Origin of the sequence: Mycoplasma sp. 2704, from assembly GCF_034863285.1 — a bacterium.
In the GTDB taxonomy this organism is placed as follows: Bacteria; Bacillota_I; Bacilli_A; order Mycoplasmatales; family Metamycoplasmataceae; genus Mycoplasmopsis.
Genome location: NZ_JAYFFD010000005.1, coordinates 14192 through 33549 on the forward strand (window position 1 = coordinate 14192; position 19358 = coordinate 33549).

At 29.8% G+C, this 19358-nt stretch carries 9 protein-coding genes, 1 pseudogene and 1 riboswitch; of the genes and pseudogenes, 1 reads left to right on the top strand and 9 read right to left on the bottom strand.

Annotation, left to right across the window (positions count from 1 at the left end; translation table 4 throughout):
- Nucleotides 1-2 precede the first annotated feature (2 nt).
- Nucleotides 3-1490 (top strand): APC family permease, encoded by a 1488-nt coding sequence (locus VBM90_RS02595; protein ID WP_323176790.1) that lies wholly within the window; start codon nucleotides 3-5, stop codon nucleotides 1488-1490.
- Nucleotides 1491-1518: 28 nt separating this feature from the next.
- Here the strand turns inward: VBM90_RS02595 and VBM90_RS02600 are convergent, their stop codons facing one another.
- The 9 genes and pseudogenes from VBM90_RS02600 to VBM90_RS02640 form a co-directional block, all read right to left on the bottom strand.
- Nucleotides 1519-2016: a dUTP diphosphatase gene (locus VBM90_RS02600; RefSeq protein WP_257088930.1), complete on the bottom strand. Its 498-nt coding sequence runs from the start codon at nucleotides 2014-2016 to the stop codon at nucleotides 1519-1521.
- 664 nt (nucleotides 2017-2680) lie between these two features.
- Nucleotides 2681-6635: pseudogene (locus VBM90_RS02605) on the bottom strand (DNA-directed RNA polymerase subunit beta'); the annotation flags it as partial.
- Nucleotides 6628-10290, bottom strand: a complete 3663-nt coding sequence (locus tag VBM90_RS02610) for a DNA-directed RNA polymerase subunit beta (RefSeq protein WP_323176792.1) — start codon at nucleotides 10288-10290, stop codon at nucleotides 6628-6630. The gene VBM90_RS02610 and the pseudogene VBM90_RS02605, both read right to left, overlap by 8 nt.
- A 222-nt stretch (nucleotides 10291-10512) precedes the next feature.
- A complete protein-coding gene (locus tag VBM90_RS02615; RefSeq protein WP_323176793.1) occupies nucleotides 10513-12120 on the bottom strand; it encodes a hypothetical protein in 1608 nt (535 codons plus the stop codon).
- Between the two features lie 58 nt (nucleotides 12121-12178).
- Nucleotides 12179-12937, bottom strand: coding sequence for an ATP-binding cassette domain-containing protein (locus VBM90_RS02620; RefSeq protein WP_323176794.1), 759 nt, complete (start codon nucleotides 12935-12937; stop codon nucleotides 12179-12181).
- Nucleotides 12938-12941: 4 nt separating this feature from the next.
- Nucleotides 12942-14126: an ABC transporter thiamine pyrophosphate-binding lipoprotein p37/Cypl gene (gene cypl / locus VBM90_RS02625; RefSeq protein WP_323176795.1), complete on the bottom strand. Its 1185-nt coding sequence runs from the start codon at nucleotides 14124-14126 to the stop codon at nucleotides 12942-12944.
- 34 nt (nucleotides 14127-14160) lie between these two features.
- Nucleotides 14161-14266, bottom strand: a riboswitch (TPP riboswitch).
- Nucleotides 14267-14303: 37 nt separating this feature from the next.
- On the bottom strand, nucleotides 14304-16802 hold the full coding sequence (locus VBM90_RS02630; RefSeq protein WP_257088942.1) for an MAG1360 family OppF-related protein: 2499 nt from the start codon (nucleotides 16800-16802) through the stop codon (nucleotides 14304-14306).
- Complete coding sequence (locus VBM90_RS02635; protein WP_323176796.1) at nucleotides 16802-17779, bottom strand: ECF transporter S component; 978 nt, start codon at nucleotides 17777-17779, stop codon at nucleotides 16802-16804. Before VBM90_RS02635 ends, VBM90_RS02630 begins: the two co-directional genes overlap by 1 nt.
- A gap of 108 nt (nucleotides 17780-17887) precedes the next feature.
- Entirely contained in the window at nucleotides 17888-19210 is a 1323-nt protein-coding gene (locus tag VBM90_RS02640; RefSeq protein ID WP_323176797.1) for an aldehyde dehydrogenase family protein, read from the bottom strand.
- Between the last annotated feature and the right edge of the window lie 148 nt (nucleotides 19211-19358).

Sequence of the window (19358 nt, forward strand, 5' to 3'; positions counted from 1 at the left end):
AAATGCAAAAGCAGTTCACACAGAAAAGTTTTACATTTTTTACAATTAATTTTGTCGTTGGTATAGGTTTTATAACTACAATATCAACAATTATGAACATATCTTACTGAGGATATCTTGTAATGATACTCTCAGCATTTATATGCTTCGGGATAATGTTGGTATTCTCTAGATTATCAAATCAATACAATGATCACTACGGTGGTTCGTATGCTTATGCAAGACATTTAGATGATGATGTTGTTGATGGTAAATTAACAAAACCAAAGAAACGCAGTCTTAGAAATCTTGTTTTCTTCATCGGATGAAACCAATTTATTCAAACACCACTTTTATCAGCAATTGCACCTTTATTCTTAGCTGATGTTGTTGAAATCATACTACCTAAACCAGAAGAATTTCCTCAACACAACTTAGTTATGTGAATAGTTAGAGGGATTTCGATCTTACTATTCATTTCCATAATTGCTATTTCAACAATTGGATTAAAAACAAATAAGAAAATTATTTTCATTGCCTCGTTATTTAAATGAATAATACTTATCTTAGCAATCTTTGTAATGCTAGTCGCTGTTTCAAAGGAAGCTACATTACCTGACTCAGCTACATACAAAAAAGTTACACCTCAATTAATTATCGCTGATGTTCTTTTATTTATGTATGCTTTTGCAGGAACTGAAGATGTTGCTGCTATGGCTAAAGATGTTAAGTTTAAGAGTTTCAGAAAAATATTATTAACATCATTAGCTTTCATATTTGGATTTTATCTAATATTCTTTTCACTCTATTTATTCTTACCAAACTCATTAAAAGTAACTAATGGAGATGGTTCAAACGAGATTTCAAAAATCTACACCTATGGATTAGGTGCATTTGGAGTTGCTATCTTCATTATTGGATTATTATGTAATGATTTAGGATTTAGAATTTTTCAAACAGTTGCGACTGCTAGAAAACTTGTTCCTCTTTCTGAAGATGGTTACTTATTCAATTCATTGCATCATAAAAATAAAAAGGGTGAATTTAAAAATGCAATCGTTTTCTCTACAGTTATAATAATGATTTCAATGATTACATTATGACTTGTTCCTACTATATTCTTAGATAAAGAATATAGTGATGAGTTCTTTAAAGCAACAATTATAACCAGCTCAATTGCATTATTAATTGAAGACTTAATCACATTCTTTATAGCATTCAGATTAGCTGCAAAGAAAAGAATTTCAAAAATACCTGTTTGAGAAAAAGCTATTTACATTATTGATATTTGTATAATGTCATTTATCTTATTAATCACATTCTTCCCTTGAATTTTAGGTGGTCGATGAGAATTCAAAAATACAGTATCAATTATCATTTATGTAGTATTTATTGGGGTTGGTTTTGCACTAAAACTTCTCAATAAATACAAACACAAATTCAAAATTTACAATAAATGAATTACTAAGCACAATAAGCAATTTGATAATTTAATTTTTATAAAAAAATAAATAACCAACTTCTGTAGCTGGTTATTTTTTAATAATTATTTTTAATACGGTCGTAGTTCTTTTGATTTTTAAGAACATATGCATCATATAAATCTTCATATGTAAACCCTAACATTACAAATGAACCCAATGCAACTTGAAACGCGTGTTCGATATTTGATTTATTAACTTTTTTCATTATGTTTGCTAATGAAATAAATAAATGTTGGAATTGAATGTTTATATCCTGATTAATTATTTTTGGTTCTATTTCAGGTAGAACATCAAATTTATAAGCAAAATTAACTAAGAAATGGATTAAATCAGCAAATTCTTCAGTTACAGCTAATTTATTTACATTCTTTTGTGATTTTCAATATTTAAAACTTTGAACTTCATTTACATATTCAGCAGCTTCTATTAAAAGCGCTAGAGTTTTTTGAACTATAAAGTCTTCTTTGTTAAATGTTGGATTAAGACTTAAACTTTTTTCTCTGATTTTATTATCCAATTCTTTTTGCATCTCAAATATCTTTATTAAATTCATGTTCTAATTATATTACAAATAAATGTTTGTATATTTAAACTTTTACAGCTTGCAGACCATACTTTTAGTTTTTAAGAAGTTAAATAAAAAATCAGAGAACTGAATCTCTGATTTTCAAATTATTCGTTTACGAAGTCTTCTTCATAATCATCATCGGATGCATATGAATCTTCAAATGAGTTTTGTAATTCTTCGTTTTCTTGTGCTAAGTCACTTAAAACTTCGTCTAAGTCACCCATTTTTTCAGATTCTTTTAATAAGTCTGTAGTGTACTTGTTAAAGTCTTCTGAAATGTATACATTACCATTTTCATCTTCAAGTGTATCATCTAAGATAACTTTGTTTGTGAAGTATGAACGTGGGTCACGAATGTCATATTTACCTTTAAGTTGGTAATTTGAGTTTGTTCCAGCAGGAATTTTGTGACCTAAAATAATATTTTCTTTAAGACCATCTAAGTTATCAACTCTTTCTGCGATTGATGAGTTAACAAGAATCTTAGCTGTTTCTTGGTATGATGCAGCTGATAAGAATGAGTCACTTAATAAAGGAGTTTGTTTTGCTCCACGGATTTTAACTTGACCGTAAGCCGGTTTAAGTCCTTGAGCAATTAATCTTCCATTTTCTTTTTGGTAGATGAATGTATCTACTAAGCTTCCTGTGAAGAATTTTGAATCTCCTGGGTCTGTAATCATAATTTTTGAAAGCATTTGTCTAATAATGATTTCAATGTACTTATCTGAAATTGTAATACCTTGTAAACGGTAAAGTCTTTGAATTTCTTTTAATAAGTAGTTTTGAACTGCACGTGTGTCAGCAACTTCAAGAAGGTCATTAATAATAATTGGTCCTTCAAAGATTTTTTGCCCTGGTCTAAGTGTTTGTCCAACTTTAACACGTAATTTTTGAGAAACTCTACCTGATGTTGTAACGATTTCTTTTTGTCCATTTGGTCTTGTTGTTTCAATTTCAACAAGCATAATGTCATTTTCTTTTCCGTTTTTATCTCTAGCTGGCGCAATTGAAACAACTGTTCCAGTTACAGGTGAGATAACAGCAGGTTTTCCTCAAGGTTTTTCGTAGGCATCGATAAGTTCAAGAAGACGTCCAAATCCTCCTGTAATATCTTCAACCCCGGCAACCCCTCCGGTGTGGAATGTACGCATTGTAAGCTGTGTACCAGGTTCCCCGATACTTTGTGCAGCAACAACTCCAACAGCTTCACCAATGTTAACTAAACGGTTTGTTGCAAGGTCTTTTCCATAACAGTGAACACAAACTCCGTTTCTTGTATGACAAGATAATACTGAACGAATTTCAACTTGATCAATGTTGTATAAGTTAACAATTTTGTCAGCCATTTCTGCTGAAATTAATGTGTTTGCATCAACAATAATGTGACCATTTGCATCAATAATTGGTTTATTTGTGAATCTTCCTTCGATTCTTTCTTGTAATGACTCAATAACTGTGTTTGTTTTTGTATCTCTAATGTCTTTTACAACAAATCCAAAGTCTGAACCACAATCAACTTCTTTAACAACAATACTTTGAGCAACGTCAACAAGTCTACGTGTTAAGTACCCTGATTTAGCTGTGTTAAGAGCTGTATCTGTAAGTCCCTTACGAGCCCCGTGAGTTGATGAATAGAATTCGTAAGCACTAAGTCCACTAAGGAATGATGATTTAACAGGAACTTCAATTGTTGAACGAACAACACGGTCGTTTTCAGCATCGGCTTTAAGAACTTTGGTGTTGTTACTCATAAGTCCACGCATACCAGCTAACTGTGTAAAGTTAGATGAGTTTCCACGAGCCCCTGAAGTGAACATCATAAATAATGGGTTATCAATATCTGATTTTGTAACTTCTTTAAGATCTTTTTCAATAGATTCTTTAACTTGTGATCATTTTTGAATTGTTAAGTTGTAACGCTCATCATCTGTTAAGTAACCTTCAAGGAAGAATTGTTTTAATTGGTCTGTGTATTCTTCCCCTTCTTTGATCTTTTGAGCTGTTGTATCTAATGTTGTAATATCATTCATTGAAATAGTTGTTCCTGATATTGTTGAATATTTGAACCCTAATTCTTTGATATTGTCAAGAATAGAAGCAACATAGTTTGTATATCTGAATCAAACTCTTTCTAACACTAATGTGTAGTCATTAATGTTTCATTGTCTCTTAAGTTTGTGTGTTTCTTCATCTGTGCCAATGATGAAGTTGATTCTTTCGAATTCTTCTTTAATGAAGTTCGAAATGTTTGTTGCGTGAATTGTAGGAATACGTTCACCTGCATAGTCAATTAATGCAGCACAGTCATTGAAACGACTTTCAAAGTTGTTTACATCTGTAGAATCAATAACACCTGCAATGTCTTCCATTGTTACAACAGCAACATATTTTTTGTACACATTAAGAACAATTTTTGCAATGTCTTTCTTGTTTAATCCTAAGTTAACAGGGATGTCTTTAAGATATTCTGCAAAGTTTGTTCCATAAGGCATTGTGTATTTGTCTAATGCATTTTCTGATGTGTCTAATCTTTCTTTTTCAGAAACTGAAATTGAACCATCTGCATTAACTGTTTCTTTTCTTACTATTGATTTACCAAAGATAAATTCAAAGTCTGATGGGAATACTTTGTTTAAGATGAATTTACCTACTGTTGAGAAAATGTAAGGATTTGTTGTATGTAATTTAACTGAATTTTTATCTAATTCAGAAACTGGTAACACAACTCTTGTATGTAAGTTAACAATACCATTTTCATAAGCTAACATCATTTCTTCATAGTTAGCAAAGATTTTACCTTCATTAGGTTGTCCTGCTTTTTCAATAGTTAAGTAGTAAAGACCTAAAATCATATCCTGTGAAGGGTTAATGATAGGTTCTCCATCTTTTGGTCCAAGGATGTTTTTAGAAGCTAACATTAATTCACGAGCTTCTCTAACAGCTTGATCTGAAATAGGAACGTGAACAGCCATTTGGTCCCCATCGAAGTCGGCGTTGAAAGCTGTAGTTACTAATGGGTGTAATTTAATAGCTTTTCCTCTAATTAAAACAGGTTGGAATGCTTGAATTGATAAACGGTGCAATGTAGGAGCACGGTTTAAAAGAACTGGTCTTCCATCAATAGCTTTTTCAACATATGGTCAAATGATTGGGTTTAATGAGTCAATCATTTTCTTAGCTGATTTAACAGATGTGATTGAAGTTTCATTCTCTAATAATTCTTTGATAATTCAAGGTTCGAATAATTTAGCAGCCATATCTCTTGGGATACCAACTTCGTGCATTTTAAGAGTTGGCCCTACAACGATAACTGAACGACCTGAATAGTCAACACGTTTTCCTAAAAGGTTTTGTCTGAAACGACCTTTTTTACCAACAAGTGCATCAGAGATAGATTTAAGAGGGTGTCCATCTTTTGATGTAACTGGTGTAGGTTTCTTTCTGTTGTTATCAATTAAAGCATCAACAGCTTCTTGAATCATACGATACTCGTTTTGTTTAATTAACATAGGAGCATCAGCTTCGTTTCATTTAGCTAAACGGTTGTTTCTGATAATGATACGACGGTAAAGTTCGTTAACATCACTTGTTGAGTGTCTTCCACCATCAAGTTGAACTAATGGACGTAAGTCAGCTGGAATAACTGGTAAGTTGTAAATCAACATATTTTTTGGGTGTTGACCTGATTTAATAAATGAGTTGATGATTGTTAAACGTTTGTAAAGCTTTCCTCTTTCTTGTTCTTTTGTTGAAGAAAGATTTCCATTCTCATCAGCTTCTTGGTTAATTAAATCAATTTCAGCTTGAACTTTTTTAGCTTCTTCTTCTAAATTAATGTGAGTTAATAAATATTCAATCGCTTTTGAACCTGTGTCAATTTTAGCATCTGAATATTCGTGAATGATTTCGTTGTATTGATAGAAGTCAATACCGAAGTCTTTACCAATTTTAGATTCAGCATATGTTCTTAGTTCATCTAAAGCTGTAGCGATGTCTTCGTATTCATCTGTATCTTTATCATACATTTTTAACATTTCCATTAATGCAGCTTCATAAATGTTTGCAGCTTCGTTAATGTCAATGATTGTGTTTTTCTTTAATGACTCTAAACCACCATCTTCTAAAACGATGTGTGATTTGTAGTAAATTAATTTTTCTAAGTCTGCTTTTGTTACTTGTTTTGAAGAGTCAGCAACTCTAAGTCCGAGTAATTTAGCAATAATTGAGTGATCGATTTTGAAGAATCAGAAGTGGACAACAGGATTGTGTAATTTGATGTGTCCCATTCTGCTTCTACGTGTTATTTTAGGTAAAATAACTGGTTTGTATTTTTCACAAGCAGGTGTTCTAGTACATACTGAGTTTTCATCACTTTTTTTGTATTTTGTACCACAAACAGGACATTTGTAGTCTGTTGTAGGTCCAAAAATAAGTTCATCAAATAAACCATCTTTTTCTGGTTTATATGATTTATAGTTAATTGTTTCAGGTTTTGTAACTTCACCGTGAGATCATTTTAAAATGTCTTCATCTGTTGCAAGTGAGAGAGTAATTTTATTGATTTTATCTTCTACTGATTTAGCATCGAAATTTGAATTATTCATATCAATCTCCCCCTGTTTCATGTGAATCTACATAGTGATATTGTTCACTATCATCGTAATCATTGTCGTAGTTTTCTACTTCAGTTGTTTCAAGTTTCATTCCAAGACCTTTAAGTTCATATGAAAGAACGTTAAATGATTCTGGAATACCTGGTGTAGGTAATTGTTTTCCTGATACTAATGCACTATATAACGCATTACGCCCAGCGATGTCATCTGATTTATATGTAAGAATTTCTTGAAGAACGTTTGTTGCTCCATAGGATTCGATAGCTCATGTTTCCATTTCCCCGAATCTTTGTCCTCCGTTTTGAGATTTACCTCCAAGAGGTTGTTGTGTAATAAGTGAGTATGGACCAACTGAACGAGCGTGCATCTTGTCATCAACCATATGGTTAAGTTTAAGCATATACATAACACCAACAGAGATAGGTTTATCAAATTTTCTACCTGTAATAGGGTCAATTAAAATTTGTTTTCCACTCTTGTTTAATCCAGCTTCTTCTAAACAAGCTTCAATGTCTGACTTCTTAATACCATCGAATGATGGAGTAACGAATTTAACATTTAATTTTCTAGCAGCCATTCCTAAGTGAAGCTCAAGAACTTGACCGATGTTCATACGTGAAGGAACCCCTTGAGGGTTAAGCATAATGTCAAGTGGTGTTCCGTCTTCTAAGTATGGCATATCTTCTTCAGGAAGTACGATTGAGATAACCCCTTTGTTTCCGTGACGACCAGCCATCTTATCCCCGACTTTGATTTTACGTTTTTGAGCAATAGAAACCTTAACAATCTTGTCAATTCCTTCTTCTAAAACATCACCTTTTTCTCTAGAAAGAACTTCAACGTGAATTACAGTACCATTGTGACCGTTTTTAACTTTAAGAGATGTATCTTTTGATGTTTGTGGACGTTGTTGAAGAATAGCCATTAAAAGTTTTTCTTCTTGAGATGGGTTTTCTTCTCCTTTAGGTGATAATCTACCAACTAAAACGTCACCAGCTAAAACTTCTGATCCAACTTTAACAATACCGTTTTCATCTAAATTTCTTAATGAGTACTTAGAAACGTTTGGTATATCGTTTGTTAAGATATCGTCACCAGCACGTGATGATCTGAATTGAATTGTTTGTTCTTCAATGTGAATTGATGTATAAACATCATCTTTAACTAATCTTTCATTGATGATAACAGCATCCTCAAAGTTGTATCCGTTTCAAGTTGTAAATCCAACAAGAACGTTTTTACCAAGAGCCATTTCTCCATCTTTGAATGAAGAACCATCAACTAATAAGTCACCAGCTTTAATTTCTTGTCCAACTTCAACAATTGGTTTTTGTTGAATTAATGTACCTTGGTTACTTCTTTCGAAGTTTCTAAGTGTATATTTATCAAAGCTTTCTTTTGTTGTAATTTCTCCTGTTTTAGGATCTTTTACTTCTTTAAAGTGTTTTACGTGGATTTTTGATCCATCAACAAAATCAACAACCCCATCGCCTTTAGCTCTTAAGTTGTATGATGAGTATTTAGCAATATCTGCCTCAATACCTGTTCCAACATATGGAGCTTCTGCTTGGATTAATGGGACTGCTTGACGTTGCATGTTTGATCCCATAAGCGCACGGTTGGCATCATCGTTTTCTAAGAATGGGATAGCGGCAGCAGCTATAGAAACAATTTGTTTTGATGAAACCTCAATGAAATCAATTTCATGTGGTTTACCAATGATATAGCTGTAATCACGTCTAATTGTTAATAAGTCGTCTGTAATGTTGTTGTCGTCATCAACGTGAACTGATGATTGAGCAAATGAGTATCCAATTTCTTCAGCAGCTGTTAAGTATCTAATGTCGTTGTAATCTACAACCCCATTGTTAACTTTGTAGTATGGAGTTTTTAAGAACCCTAAATCATTAACTTTTGCATATGTTGCATAGTTTAAGATAAGACCGATGTTTGGTCCTTCAGGTGTTTCGATAGCACAAATTCTTCCGTAGTGAGTTGCGTGAACGTCACGAACTTCGAATTGAGCTGTATCACGGTTAAGACCTCCAGGTCCAAGTGATGTAACACGACGTTTGTTTGAAACTTCTGATAATGGGTTAATTTGATCCATAAATTGTGAAAGTTTTGATGAGTTAAAGAATTGTTTCATTTGGTTTGTTACAAGTTTGTTGTTTGTAACGTTTTTAGGTGTAACCTTGTCAGCTTCTTTAGCTCCCATACGCTCACGAGTTGCTTTTTCAAGTTTTGTTAAAGCAACTGATAATTGACCTTCTAATAATTCACCAACTGAAACGATACGTTTGTTTGTTAATGAATCTGGATCATCGTCTTTACCAATTCCATCTGTTAAGTTGAAGTAGTAGTTAATTGCAGCAACTATATCTGAAATTAATAAGTGTGGCTCAACTGATTTTGGATCGTTACCGATTACTAAAACAGGTTGTTCTGTTTTTTCTTCCATTCATTTTCTAGTTGGGTAAACTCAAACTTTAACAATGTGTGTTCTCTTTGATAACACCTTGCTGTTCTTAATAACGTGGTGGTAAACAATTTCTGGATCAATTCCAGGAATTCTTTCGTATGAAATTTTTCCTTCGTTAAATAAGTTTTGAATTTCTTTAGCTTTTCTAATGTCGATGAATGTTCCTCTTGTAAATGCAGGTTCATCTGCACCTTTAAGGTAAATATCTTTAGCTAAGTATGTGTTTGTAATTCTGTCAACTAAAGAAAGTTTTTCATTTAACATATGACGACCCGTTACAGATAAGTTGTAACGTTTCTTATCAAAAAGCATTCCTGGTAATAATGAACGTTTAGCTTCTTCAGAAATACGGTCACCTTTTCTTAAACCTCTGAAAAGTTCTTCTTGACACGCGTCAAGTAATTCTTCAGATGTGAATTCTGAGTTTAAGATAAGTTTGTCTTTCTTAAGTGTTTCATCAAGTAATTCATTGTTTTCACCAAATAACTCTCTAATTGTTTTTGGTGAAAAACCAAATGCTCCTAAGAATGTAGCTAAGTTAACATTTTTGTTTTTGTCAATTTTAATCTTAACTGCGTCTAATGTTGATGATGTAACTTTGTGAGAAACTTCAAGTCAAGAACCGATTCTAGGTAAGATTTCTAATTTGTTGAAAAGATCATCAGATTGTTTGTTACGCACACCTAATCCGAAGTATGCTCCTGGTGAACGAATTAACTGACTAACGATAACTTTTTCAGAACCGTTGATAATAAAACTTCCACCACTTGTCATGTATGGAATTTCCCCAAGTAAAACTTCATCTTCTTTAATTTCACCTGAGTTTTTAACTTCACTTTTTAAAGTAACGAAAACTTTTGCACTAAAGTTCATTCCCTTAGCTTTAGCTTTTTTGATTTCTTCACTTTCACTAGTGATTTTTTTGAAAGGTAATTCTAATCTAACAGAACCCTTTTTGTATTCAAGCTTAACTTCTCTGTTAGCAGCTTCAATAGGGTAAATTTCTAAAAGACATTCTTGAATCTTTTTGTTCATAAAAAGTTCGAAACTTTCTTTACTTGTTTCAAGAATATCAAAAAGTGGAAGAGTAGTCTTTGTGACTGAGTAATCTCTTCTTCAAGTTTTTGGACCAAATTTACGTAATTTGTAATTGTGTTGTTCCATATTTGTCATTCCTTTCTTGCAGATAAACCTTCAATAAGAATAAAAAAATACACCTCTATGTACAATTTATATAAAAGGTATATAAATTTTACATTAAAAATGTAATTTTTAAAGGTGTATTTTAAAGCATTTTAAGTGAAATCATAAGATATTTTTTAGTATTTTTAAACCTATGTGCTAGGCTTAAAAATTTATTTTCCAAAATTTCCTCAAAAAATTTTGTTAAAAATCTTTTTTAAAGAATAGTAAATCTTGTGATTTTGGAATAAAATTTTGCTGCTTTTTGAATGAATTTCATAACTTCGAATTATTGATACAAAACTTGAGTTTATCTTTGTTTTTGAAGATTAAATACGCAAGTTCCAACATAATTAAAAACACATAAGCAGGCAATATTAATGGAACAATTTTTGAATACTCTTGAGTCTCTTGATATTTATTAATAGTTTTATAAATACTGATATTCGCAAATGCTCCATAAATAATTGCATTTCTAAATGATTTTTCATATTCAAATAAGTTAGTTGAAATTATTTGATTTTTAATTTGTGGAATTATAAAGTTTCTGTAAATAAATCATTTCGAATTACCTTGAGCTTGCATATTTGAAATTTTTCTTCTATCAATTGAGTTAATTGATTCAGCAAACTGCTTGCACATATGTCTAAATGACGAAATTAAGATTGCTGAAGTTATTGCAACTTGACTTTTCATCAGTGGATTAAACATATAAAATCAAATTACTGCAGGTATGATTTTGATAATTATCAAAATCGTTTTGTTAAATCACACAAGATATGAATTAAATAAGTTTTCTGACAATACAAATGAGTAAGCTATTGCGAAAATAAATGCAAGTGCAACAGCCACATAAGCACACATAAAAATGTATAAATAATCTTTATAAATGTCAGTTTTCACAACATCGCTGAAGTCTCAAATAAATAACGATTTAAAGAATAGTGAGAATGTTTTTACATCTACCTTACTATGGAATAAACCTGTTAAACTTCAAATAAATATCCCAAAGTAAATAGCCAAAATAAATCAGAAAACATATTTTCTTCAGTTATATTTGAATTTATTTAAGTCTGCTTCAGAATTAATTGTAATGTTAGGTTTAACAAATAAAACTTTATTAAAGAAGAATAATAATCCTTCGTTGATCAATATAAACAAGAATATAAAGAATAAGGTTATCCCTATATTTTTTTGGTATTTACTTAAATCACCAAAAAAGAACCCTAATCCATTTATTCCAACAATACCTAAAACTGAAACTCATCTTATGTTTGATTCATAAGATAAGAAGAAGTTGACTCAAAACTTATTTTTGAGTACTAATACAATATTTGTATAGAATGACTTTAATTTTGAAGATCCTTTTGTAATATCATTTCAATATTTTTTAGTATCAGCTGCTTCTATTAAATCATTAATGTACTTGTGCAATCATAATCAAGTAAATCAGAAATAAATAGTAAACGCAGCTAAATAAGGGTCAAAGGAAATTCTAAATAACAATAAAAACACAATTACAGGGAAAGCCCTTAGCAATAAGAGAACTATTTTAATAATTAAAGGTATTGATTTGTGTTTATGAATATTCGTTGAAGCAAAAAAACCTGTAAATAAAGCTGCTAGAAAACCTAAAATGCTACCACAAGTTATTGTTTTGACTGTCTGGATAAAGTATTTAAAGTTTAATTCTCATAAGTTTTCAGTTAAGTTTTTGTTATATGACTCAAATGAAAACATATTTGTGAAATTTTTAGCAGCTCTTTTTCAGCCTGGATTTGAAACCGGAGAAAAGAAACCTAAATAATACATTGAGACTATTAATAAAATAAGTGCAACTAATATTAATATTCACTTTTTGAAAAGGGACTTATTTTGATATTTTGTTAACTTGGTTTGGTTCATCAAAATAACTTTCTATTTGTTTTTTATCAAATTCATCTTTAATAAATACTTTATCCACTTTTCCACGTTTAAGCGATATTAACTTATCACAGTATTGGATTGCTAAATTCAAATCATGAATTGCGATAATTGTATATCTATCTTTAGAAAACTCTTTTAAAAGTTTCATAACATTATGTGAATTTTGGTTATCTAAATTACTTGTGAGCTCGTCTCCAAGTAAAATTTGTGGTTCGTTAATCAAACTGATTAATAATTGAGCTCTTTGTTTTTGACCACTAGATAACTTATTTATTGGTGCAAGGAGCAAGTTAGAAATTTGTAATCTTTCAGCAAGATTTCAAATTTTATCTCTTGTTTGCTTATCAATAAATTTAAAGAACTTATAAATAAAGTTTTTGTAGTGCTTGTAATTAAATTTAAGATTATCAAAAGTTGAGTAATTAATTAAATTTAAACCATCAGGATCAACATATTCGATTTGGTTTTTATATTTTCTTTTTTGGTTTTTCGTTAAATTTTTAATATCTAAATCATCTACAATGACTGAACCGTTCGCTATAGTGTCAAGGTCATAAAAGGATTTAAGGATTGTTGATTTTCCTGCTCCTGATTTTCCAATTAGACCAACTAATTGGCCTTTTGGAATAGTAAAATTAAGATCTTTTAGATCAAAATTTCCATTATCTTTATATTTAATTACTACATCTTTAAACTTTATCATTCTTTTAAATCTCACTTAATTTATTTCAATATTCCGTTTGTTCATTATCAATTGACTTGTATCCATAGAAACCATTTTTAGGTCCTCAGATATCTTTATTTTGTTCTGATAATGATTTAAACACTGAGTTAATAGCTTTTTTAGCTTTGTCAGAAACTCTTGAACTGTAAACTCCTACATTGTATGGTAATGGGTCTGTTACAGTCAAGAAGTAAATATCTTGTTGCTGATCCCCTTCACCAGGTCTAACTTCCGGATTAACCTTGTATGAAAACTTTTTACTATCTTTATATTTTGTATATGAATAAGAACCTTCATTATCAAAGAAAATGTGAATATTAGCATGAGCTTGTGTTGAAGCTTCAGTTAATTTAGCTTGTTTTATTTTATCTGAGTATGTAACTCTTAATTGGTCAAGTGAAACAAATGGTTTGTTTGTTTCTGTATTAAAGTTTTTAGCAAATAATGCTTCTGGTAATAGGTATTTGCTTCCTGATGAGCTTTTACCAATTCCTATTCCATATGAAACAAATTTTTCTAAATCTTTAGTTTTTCAAGCTTTAATAATTTCATCAGCCATAGTACGAGTTGCAACGATTGCAATTAACCCTCTTTGGTATGGTACTAATTCATCTGAATAAAATCTAGGGTAGTAACTTTCAGCTCATTCTCCCTCAGGTTGATTTCAACCATTCCCTCAGTCTTTTTGTTTGAAGTACATGTTTTCAGAAGCTGCAATCGTCATTAAAGATGCACCTGAATCTTTTGAATAAGTTGCATCTTTAATGTCACCTTTAAATTGTTTTGTTAATGTTTGAAGTGCAACTGATAAGTTTTCTGAAATGAATTCATCTTTTTTGCTTAATAATGTTCCTGAATTAATGAAAGCTAAATCAGTTTCACCTTTTAATAATTCATCTTTTGCAACATTATATGAATCATCTTCAACTAACTTAATGTTAAGTTTGATTGATTTATCAATCTTTTGAATTTCTGAATTAAATAAATTATTTAACTCAGTTTTGTAAGTGTCTGCATTTTCAATACCATAAGGTTTGATTAGAGAAAGTGTATAAGTAGTCACTTTTTCATCTTCTCTTGCAAAAGAACACTGACCAGCAACAGCTGGTAATGTTGTTAGCGCAAGTAAACTTGCACCAAATAGTAAGCTTTTTGATTTTATTTTCATATAAATAAAAAATCCTTTCTTTTGAATGAAAGGACATCGAAAAAGAAAGACTCGCTACGCTGGCATTACCCAGTTCAGCTAATAAGAGTATTTCTCAACCTGCGATTAAAAAATAAAAGCAAGTACCTCTGTCCTTGCTTAATATTTTACTTTAAAAATCAAAATACAAAGTTGTTTTTACAATTTTGTTTCTTCATCATAACTAAAGGCTAATTCTTCATTATTTTCATCATCTTCAGTTGTTGAAATTGAAGCTAAATTTTTATTATTAATAAGTTCATTATAGAGAGTTAAGTCTTCAAAAATTGGATTGTCTTTTTTCTCTCTAACACTTACTCCATGCGATGTAAGTAAAGCTTGCGATTCATTAAATACACTTACTAAATCTGGATTAACTAATGAAGTATGAGTCTGAGTTTCTCCTAAATCAATTGAACTTTCTATATTAACTGTTTGAATAACATGAGTTCAGGTTTGAAATTCTTTAAGAGTACAGTAAACATAATGATCTAAATTATCGTCAATTGAGAATGAGTTTCTTTTAACAAATGACTCAACATAACTTGAGTTTGTTTGAGAGTTAAGTGATTGAATTTTACCTTCAATAAGCATTTGAACAAGTGGCGAAACTGTTTTGTTAAATACTTTTGAAACCTTTCCCCACTCAAGAACTTGAGTATCATCAAAGAAGTAAACGTAATCACAGCTATTTTTGATAAATTGAAGATCATCTGTGATGATAATAATATTCATATTATTTGCATTAGCAAATTTGAAAAGAACTCTATAGAATTCATTTCTAGCTTCAGGAGCAATTGTTTTTATGTCATCAGAGATGAATAAAAACTTGATTTCATCCAATGCAAATTTTGTAATTTTAAGTTTGATCTTATCCAATGTATCTAGAGTCTTGTATTTATCTAAATACTTGTGGTGTGTGATTGCTGAGTTTTCAAATGTTTCAACAAATTTAAACATTGCACTTAAATCTTTAACAAACTCAAACTTAGGTGTTGCAGTCGTTTTAGAAAAATCAATTAAATCTGATAACATCCTAGAAACTCAAGTGCTTTTCATTAAAAATTTAATATTAGAAAAACTATTTAATACTTTTGTTAAGTTTTCAGAATTATCATTTTTAAATACAGCAGAAAGTTCAGATACTGTTTTGTCTAACATTTTTTCAATCTTTTTATAACTTGCATTAAATTCCTGGAGCTTCCTGTCTTTATTTTTAATAAGATTCTTAAACAATCTTTCTTGAGTATTTGTTTCTCACTCTAATTCAGCATTTGCGAGTTGAATCGTTTGACTAAAATCATGAACCATAACTTCATTTTTATAACTTGATATATAGTTAAAACGTTTAGATTGAATAGTTTTAATTATTGCTTTATTGCTACTAATTTGATTTTTAATAAACTCAAAATTACTTTTTGATTTACTAATAAATCTATTGATATTAATATCAAATTCCCTAGAAATAAAACTCTTAATCCTACTTACCGTTGTATTTTTATATTTATTTCTGATATCACCAAAGTTTTTATTGATGAAAATATTGACTTCAGACTCAATTTGTGATTTAAGGTGTTCTAAATCTTCTTTCTTCAAGAATCTAAGATTTCAATAATTCTGTTCTCAAAGTTTTAGCTCTTGTTTTTTAATTAAAATATCTTTTATACAATCAAAATATTCAGGACTTTTAAAGACTGCAATTCTTGATTGAATTTCAAAAACATTAATTTGTTTTTTAATTTGTTTAATAGTTGCAAAAATGTATTTCCGAGAATAAGCTTTGAGTTGTTCTTTATATTCTTTGTAAAATGCAATCTCAAACTTTAAGTCTCTAATTTTGAGATCGTTTTCTACTTTTGCAATACTTGTGCTATTAATCTTTTCAATAAATTCAAGTTTGTATTCACTTTCTTGAATTTTAGTTTTTTTATCACTTAATGCATTATTTTCAACGTTGTTTAAGACATCTATAAATTCTTTTGAAACTACTTTGAATAAGTCAATAAAGATTTTAAATAAGTTTTTATTAAACTCATTTGCAATGAAAAATATGTTTCCTAATTGAACTTCTTTGTTTTGTTTATCTTTTTTTACAAACGCTTCTTTAGCAGCGTTGAAAAAGTGTGATAAGTCACCGTTGAAGTTATCTGAAAGTTCGCTAAAGTCGCTAATGAAATCACTTATGTGTCCATATGTTAGGTTTTTTAGTGGGTGAGCGAATTGCTCATAAACTTTTTGTTCTTTTAAAAGTTTATCTTTGTTCTTAACAACTGATAAACAACTAAGTCAAATATCGACTAAAGGAATGTTGTTATCATCGTCATCACTAATATTAAGAAGGTCAAAATAGTCACTAATATAATCTAAATCTTTCTTTCTATTTGTGAAATCATTAGTATTGTCGTATCTATCTGCTTCATCAATTAATTTATTGTAGTTATATAGGGTTAAAAATGAATTCTTATCCTTAAGTTCAAAGTTTCTAACTTTTTTATAAGTTAAATTTTTGTTATCTTTGGAAATATAGAAGGCTGTTTTTGAATTAGAATAGATTTTAATTTCAGGAATAGAAATAGAAGAGTAAGGCCATTTATCTTGCTCCTCACTCTTTTTTATAAAGATATTTGAAATTGTTAATTGAAGATCTTTATTTTTCATTAGTATCCTAATTTTGAATTTTTCTTAATCAACTTAATAATGATTGAATATGAATAGTAAATAACAAAAACGTTAAATCAAATCTTGACAGGACCGGAAATAATATGTTGAGTTATTCATAAGAAAATATCTTTTGTTTCTCCATTTCCTAAACTCATATTATCCCCAAGAGATAAAATTGGTATATTTATAAGTTCCAAGAAAGCAGAGAACACTATAATCGGGACAAATATTAAGAAGCGCTCAACCCTCATTTTGAATCTTGCAACAATTATGAAAATAAGTAATAATGACATCCCTGTAATCATTAAAGCAAGCAATCCTCAACGATTTGGAATTAAGCCTTTTTCAATATATTTATCTGGAACTCAAAAACCTACATAGTAAGTTATTATAATAATTACCAATGATATTAAAAAGACTGCTGCAGTGGTATAAACATTCTTTAAGATGTCTTTTGAATTATCATCTCTAATGAATGCCCTTTTTGAATTAAGTTTAATTAACTTATCGCCAACTTTAATAGCTTTTTCCATAGTAGCTTCATTTTTAGAAAGCTTTCTATATTTCTGAGCTAATAAAGTAATTTTAATTGAAATTCTTTCAAGTCTATATTCCTTGCTGAAAGCATATTGTAAAAACGACACAAAATAAAACCCGAAGATACCCGAAATAAGACCATTAATAGCTGTCGCTAGAGTGTACATCGGGTTATAACCAACAGGTGGAACAAAAAGTAACGATAATAAATCTGATACAACACCAACAAAAACCCCAATGACAGGTCCAAAAACAAAACCTGTGATTTTTACAGGTAATCCTATAAATGAGAATTTGAATGATGGAATATTAACAATAGGCATTAACTGAGCTGCAACAACGGTAAAGCTAACTGATATAGCAATCAAGATGGCTATAAAAACCATATTCTTAATAGTTCATTTACGTAATAGTCCTCACTCCGATAATGACGACATAAGCTTAGCTGTTACCTTTGTTTTCATATTATTAATTTTATAATAATTCCTATTTATTAAATTATTAATTTAATAAATAAAAAAGACCTATCTAGTAGGCCTAAATGTCTAATATCATTTATTGAAAATTTGAAGTAGTTTGAGTATTTTTGGTTTATTTTGCAATATCTTTAAAGTTCTCTTTTCTTTATAGACTTGTGTTTTATAAATTACAGATTTTTTGTGTGTGAATGTATCAAAACCAGCTTTACCTCTATACTTACCAATTCCACTTTTACCTCTACCTCCAAATGCTAAACGTCTATTTTGTAGTTGTAAAAGTATATCATTTATCACTATTGAGCCGGCTTTAATTTCATTAGTTACTTTATCAATTTCATAACTATTTCTTGTGAACAAGTAAGCTGTTAATGGTTCAGATTTTGAATTTACAAATTTAACTGCATCGTCTAACTCATTAAAAGTAATAATAGGCAACAATGGTCCGAAAATTTCTTCAGACATAACTTTCTGAGTTGTGTTATCTGATAATTCTAAGATATTTAAATCAAATTGTAATGTTTCTTCATTCCTTTTAGCTTGTGGTGCTAATTTAACCAATCTATCATAATGTTCCTTATTTACAATTCTTACAATATCCTTATTCATAGCATTTTTTTCTTTAAAAATAGAATCGTATGAATTGTTAATTTCCCGAATTAATTCTTCTTTTTTCTCTTTATGAACTAATACATAATCGGGTGCAATGCATGTTTGACCTGCATTAAGTAATTTTCCTAAAACCAATTTGTTAGCTGCTTCTTCCATATCTGCTGTGTATCCAACAATAAAAGGCGATTTTCCACCTAATTCCAATACACATGGAATTAACAATTCAGCAGCTTTTTTGTAATAAATTTGTCCAACTTTTTCTGAACCTGTAAAGAAAATAAAATCAATCTTATTTTCAGAGTAAATTTGTCCAACTATTTCCTTGTCGCCTTCATATATTTTGACTTGTGCACTATTGAAAACGCTTGTTAAAATCTTTTTAACAACCTGATTCGTGTTAGGACATAATTCAGATAATTTTAATATTACATTATTACCTGCTCCTATTGCATTAATAGCAGGAATGAGAGATAAATTAAATGGATAATTTCAAGGACATACAATTAGAACATTTCCGTATGGTTCGCTTTTTATGTATGTCTTGCTGTAAAAAGTCTGAATTGAGTTTGTTACTCTCTTATTTTTTCATCATCTTTTTAGCTTTCTAATATATAAATTAAGTTCATTTAAAACTTGACCCACTTCAGTGGCTTCAGCTTCTAAGGGATTTTTATTTAAATCTTTTTTGAGAGCTTCATAAATTAGTTCTCTGTTGTTTAATATTTCTTCTTTAAGCTTTTTTAAATTTGATTTTATTTTCTTAATTTCGTGTTTATACATAACTATTATTTTACTTTATTTTATGATCGTAATAAATAGCTTTTACATAGTGTACAAGATCTAAAAAATAAAAAGCCACTTAAGTAAAGTGGTTAAACTGGGACACTAAAAATGGACAGAAGGTTTAATTAGACATAATAACACCTCA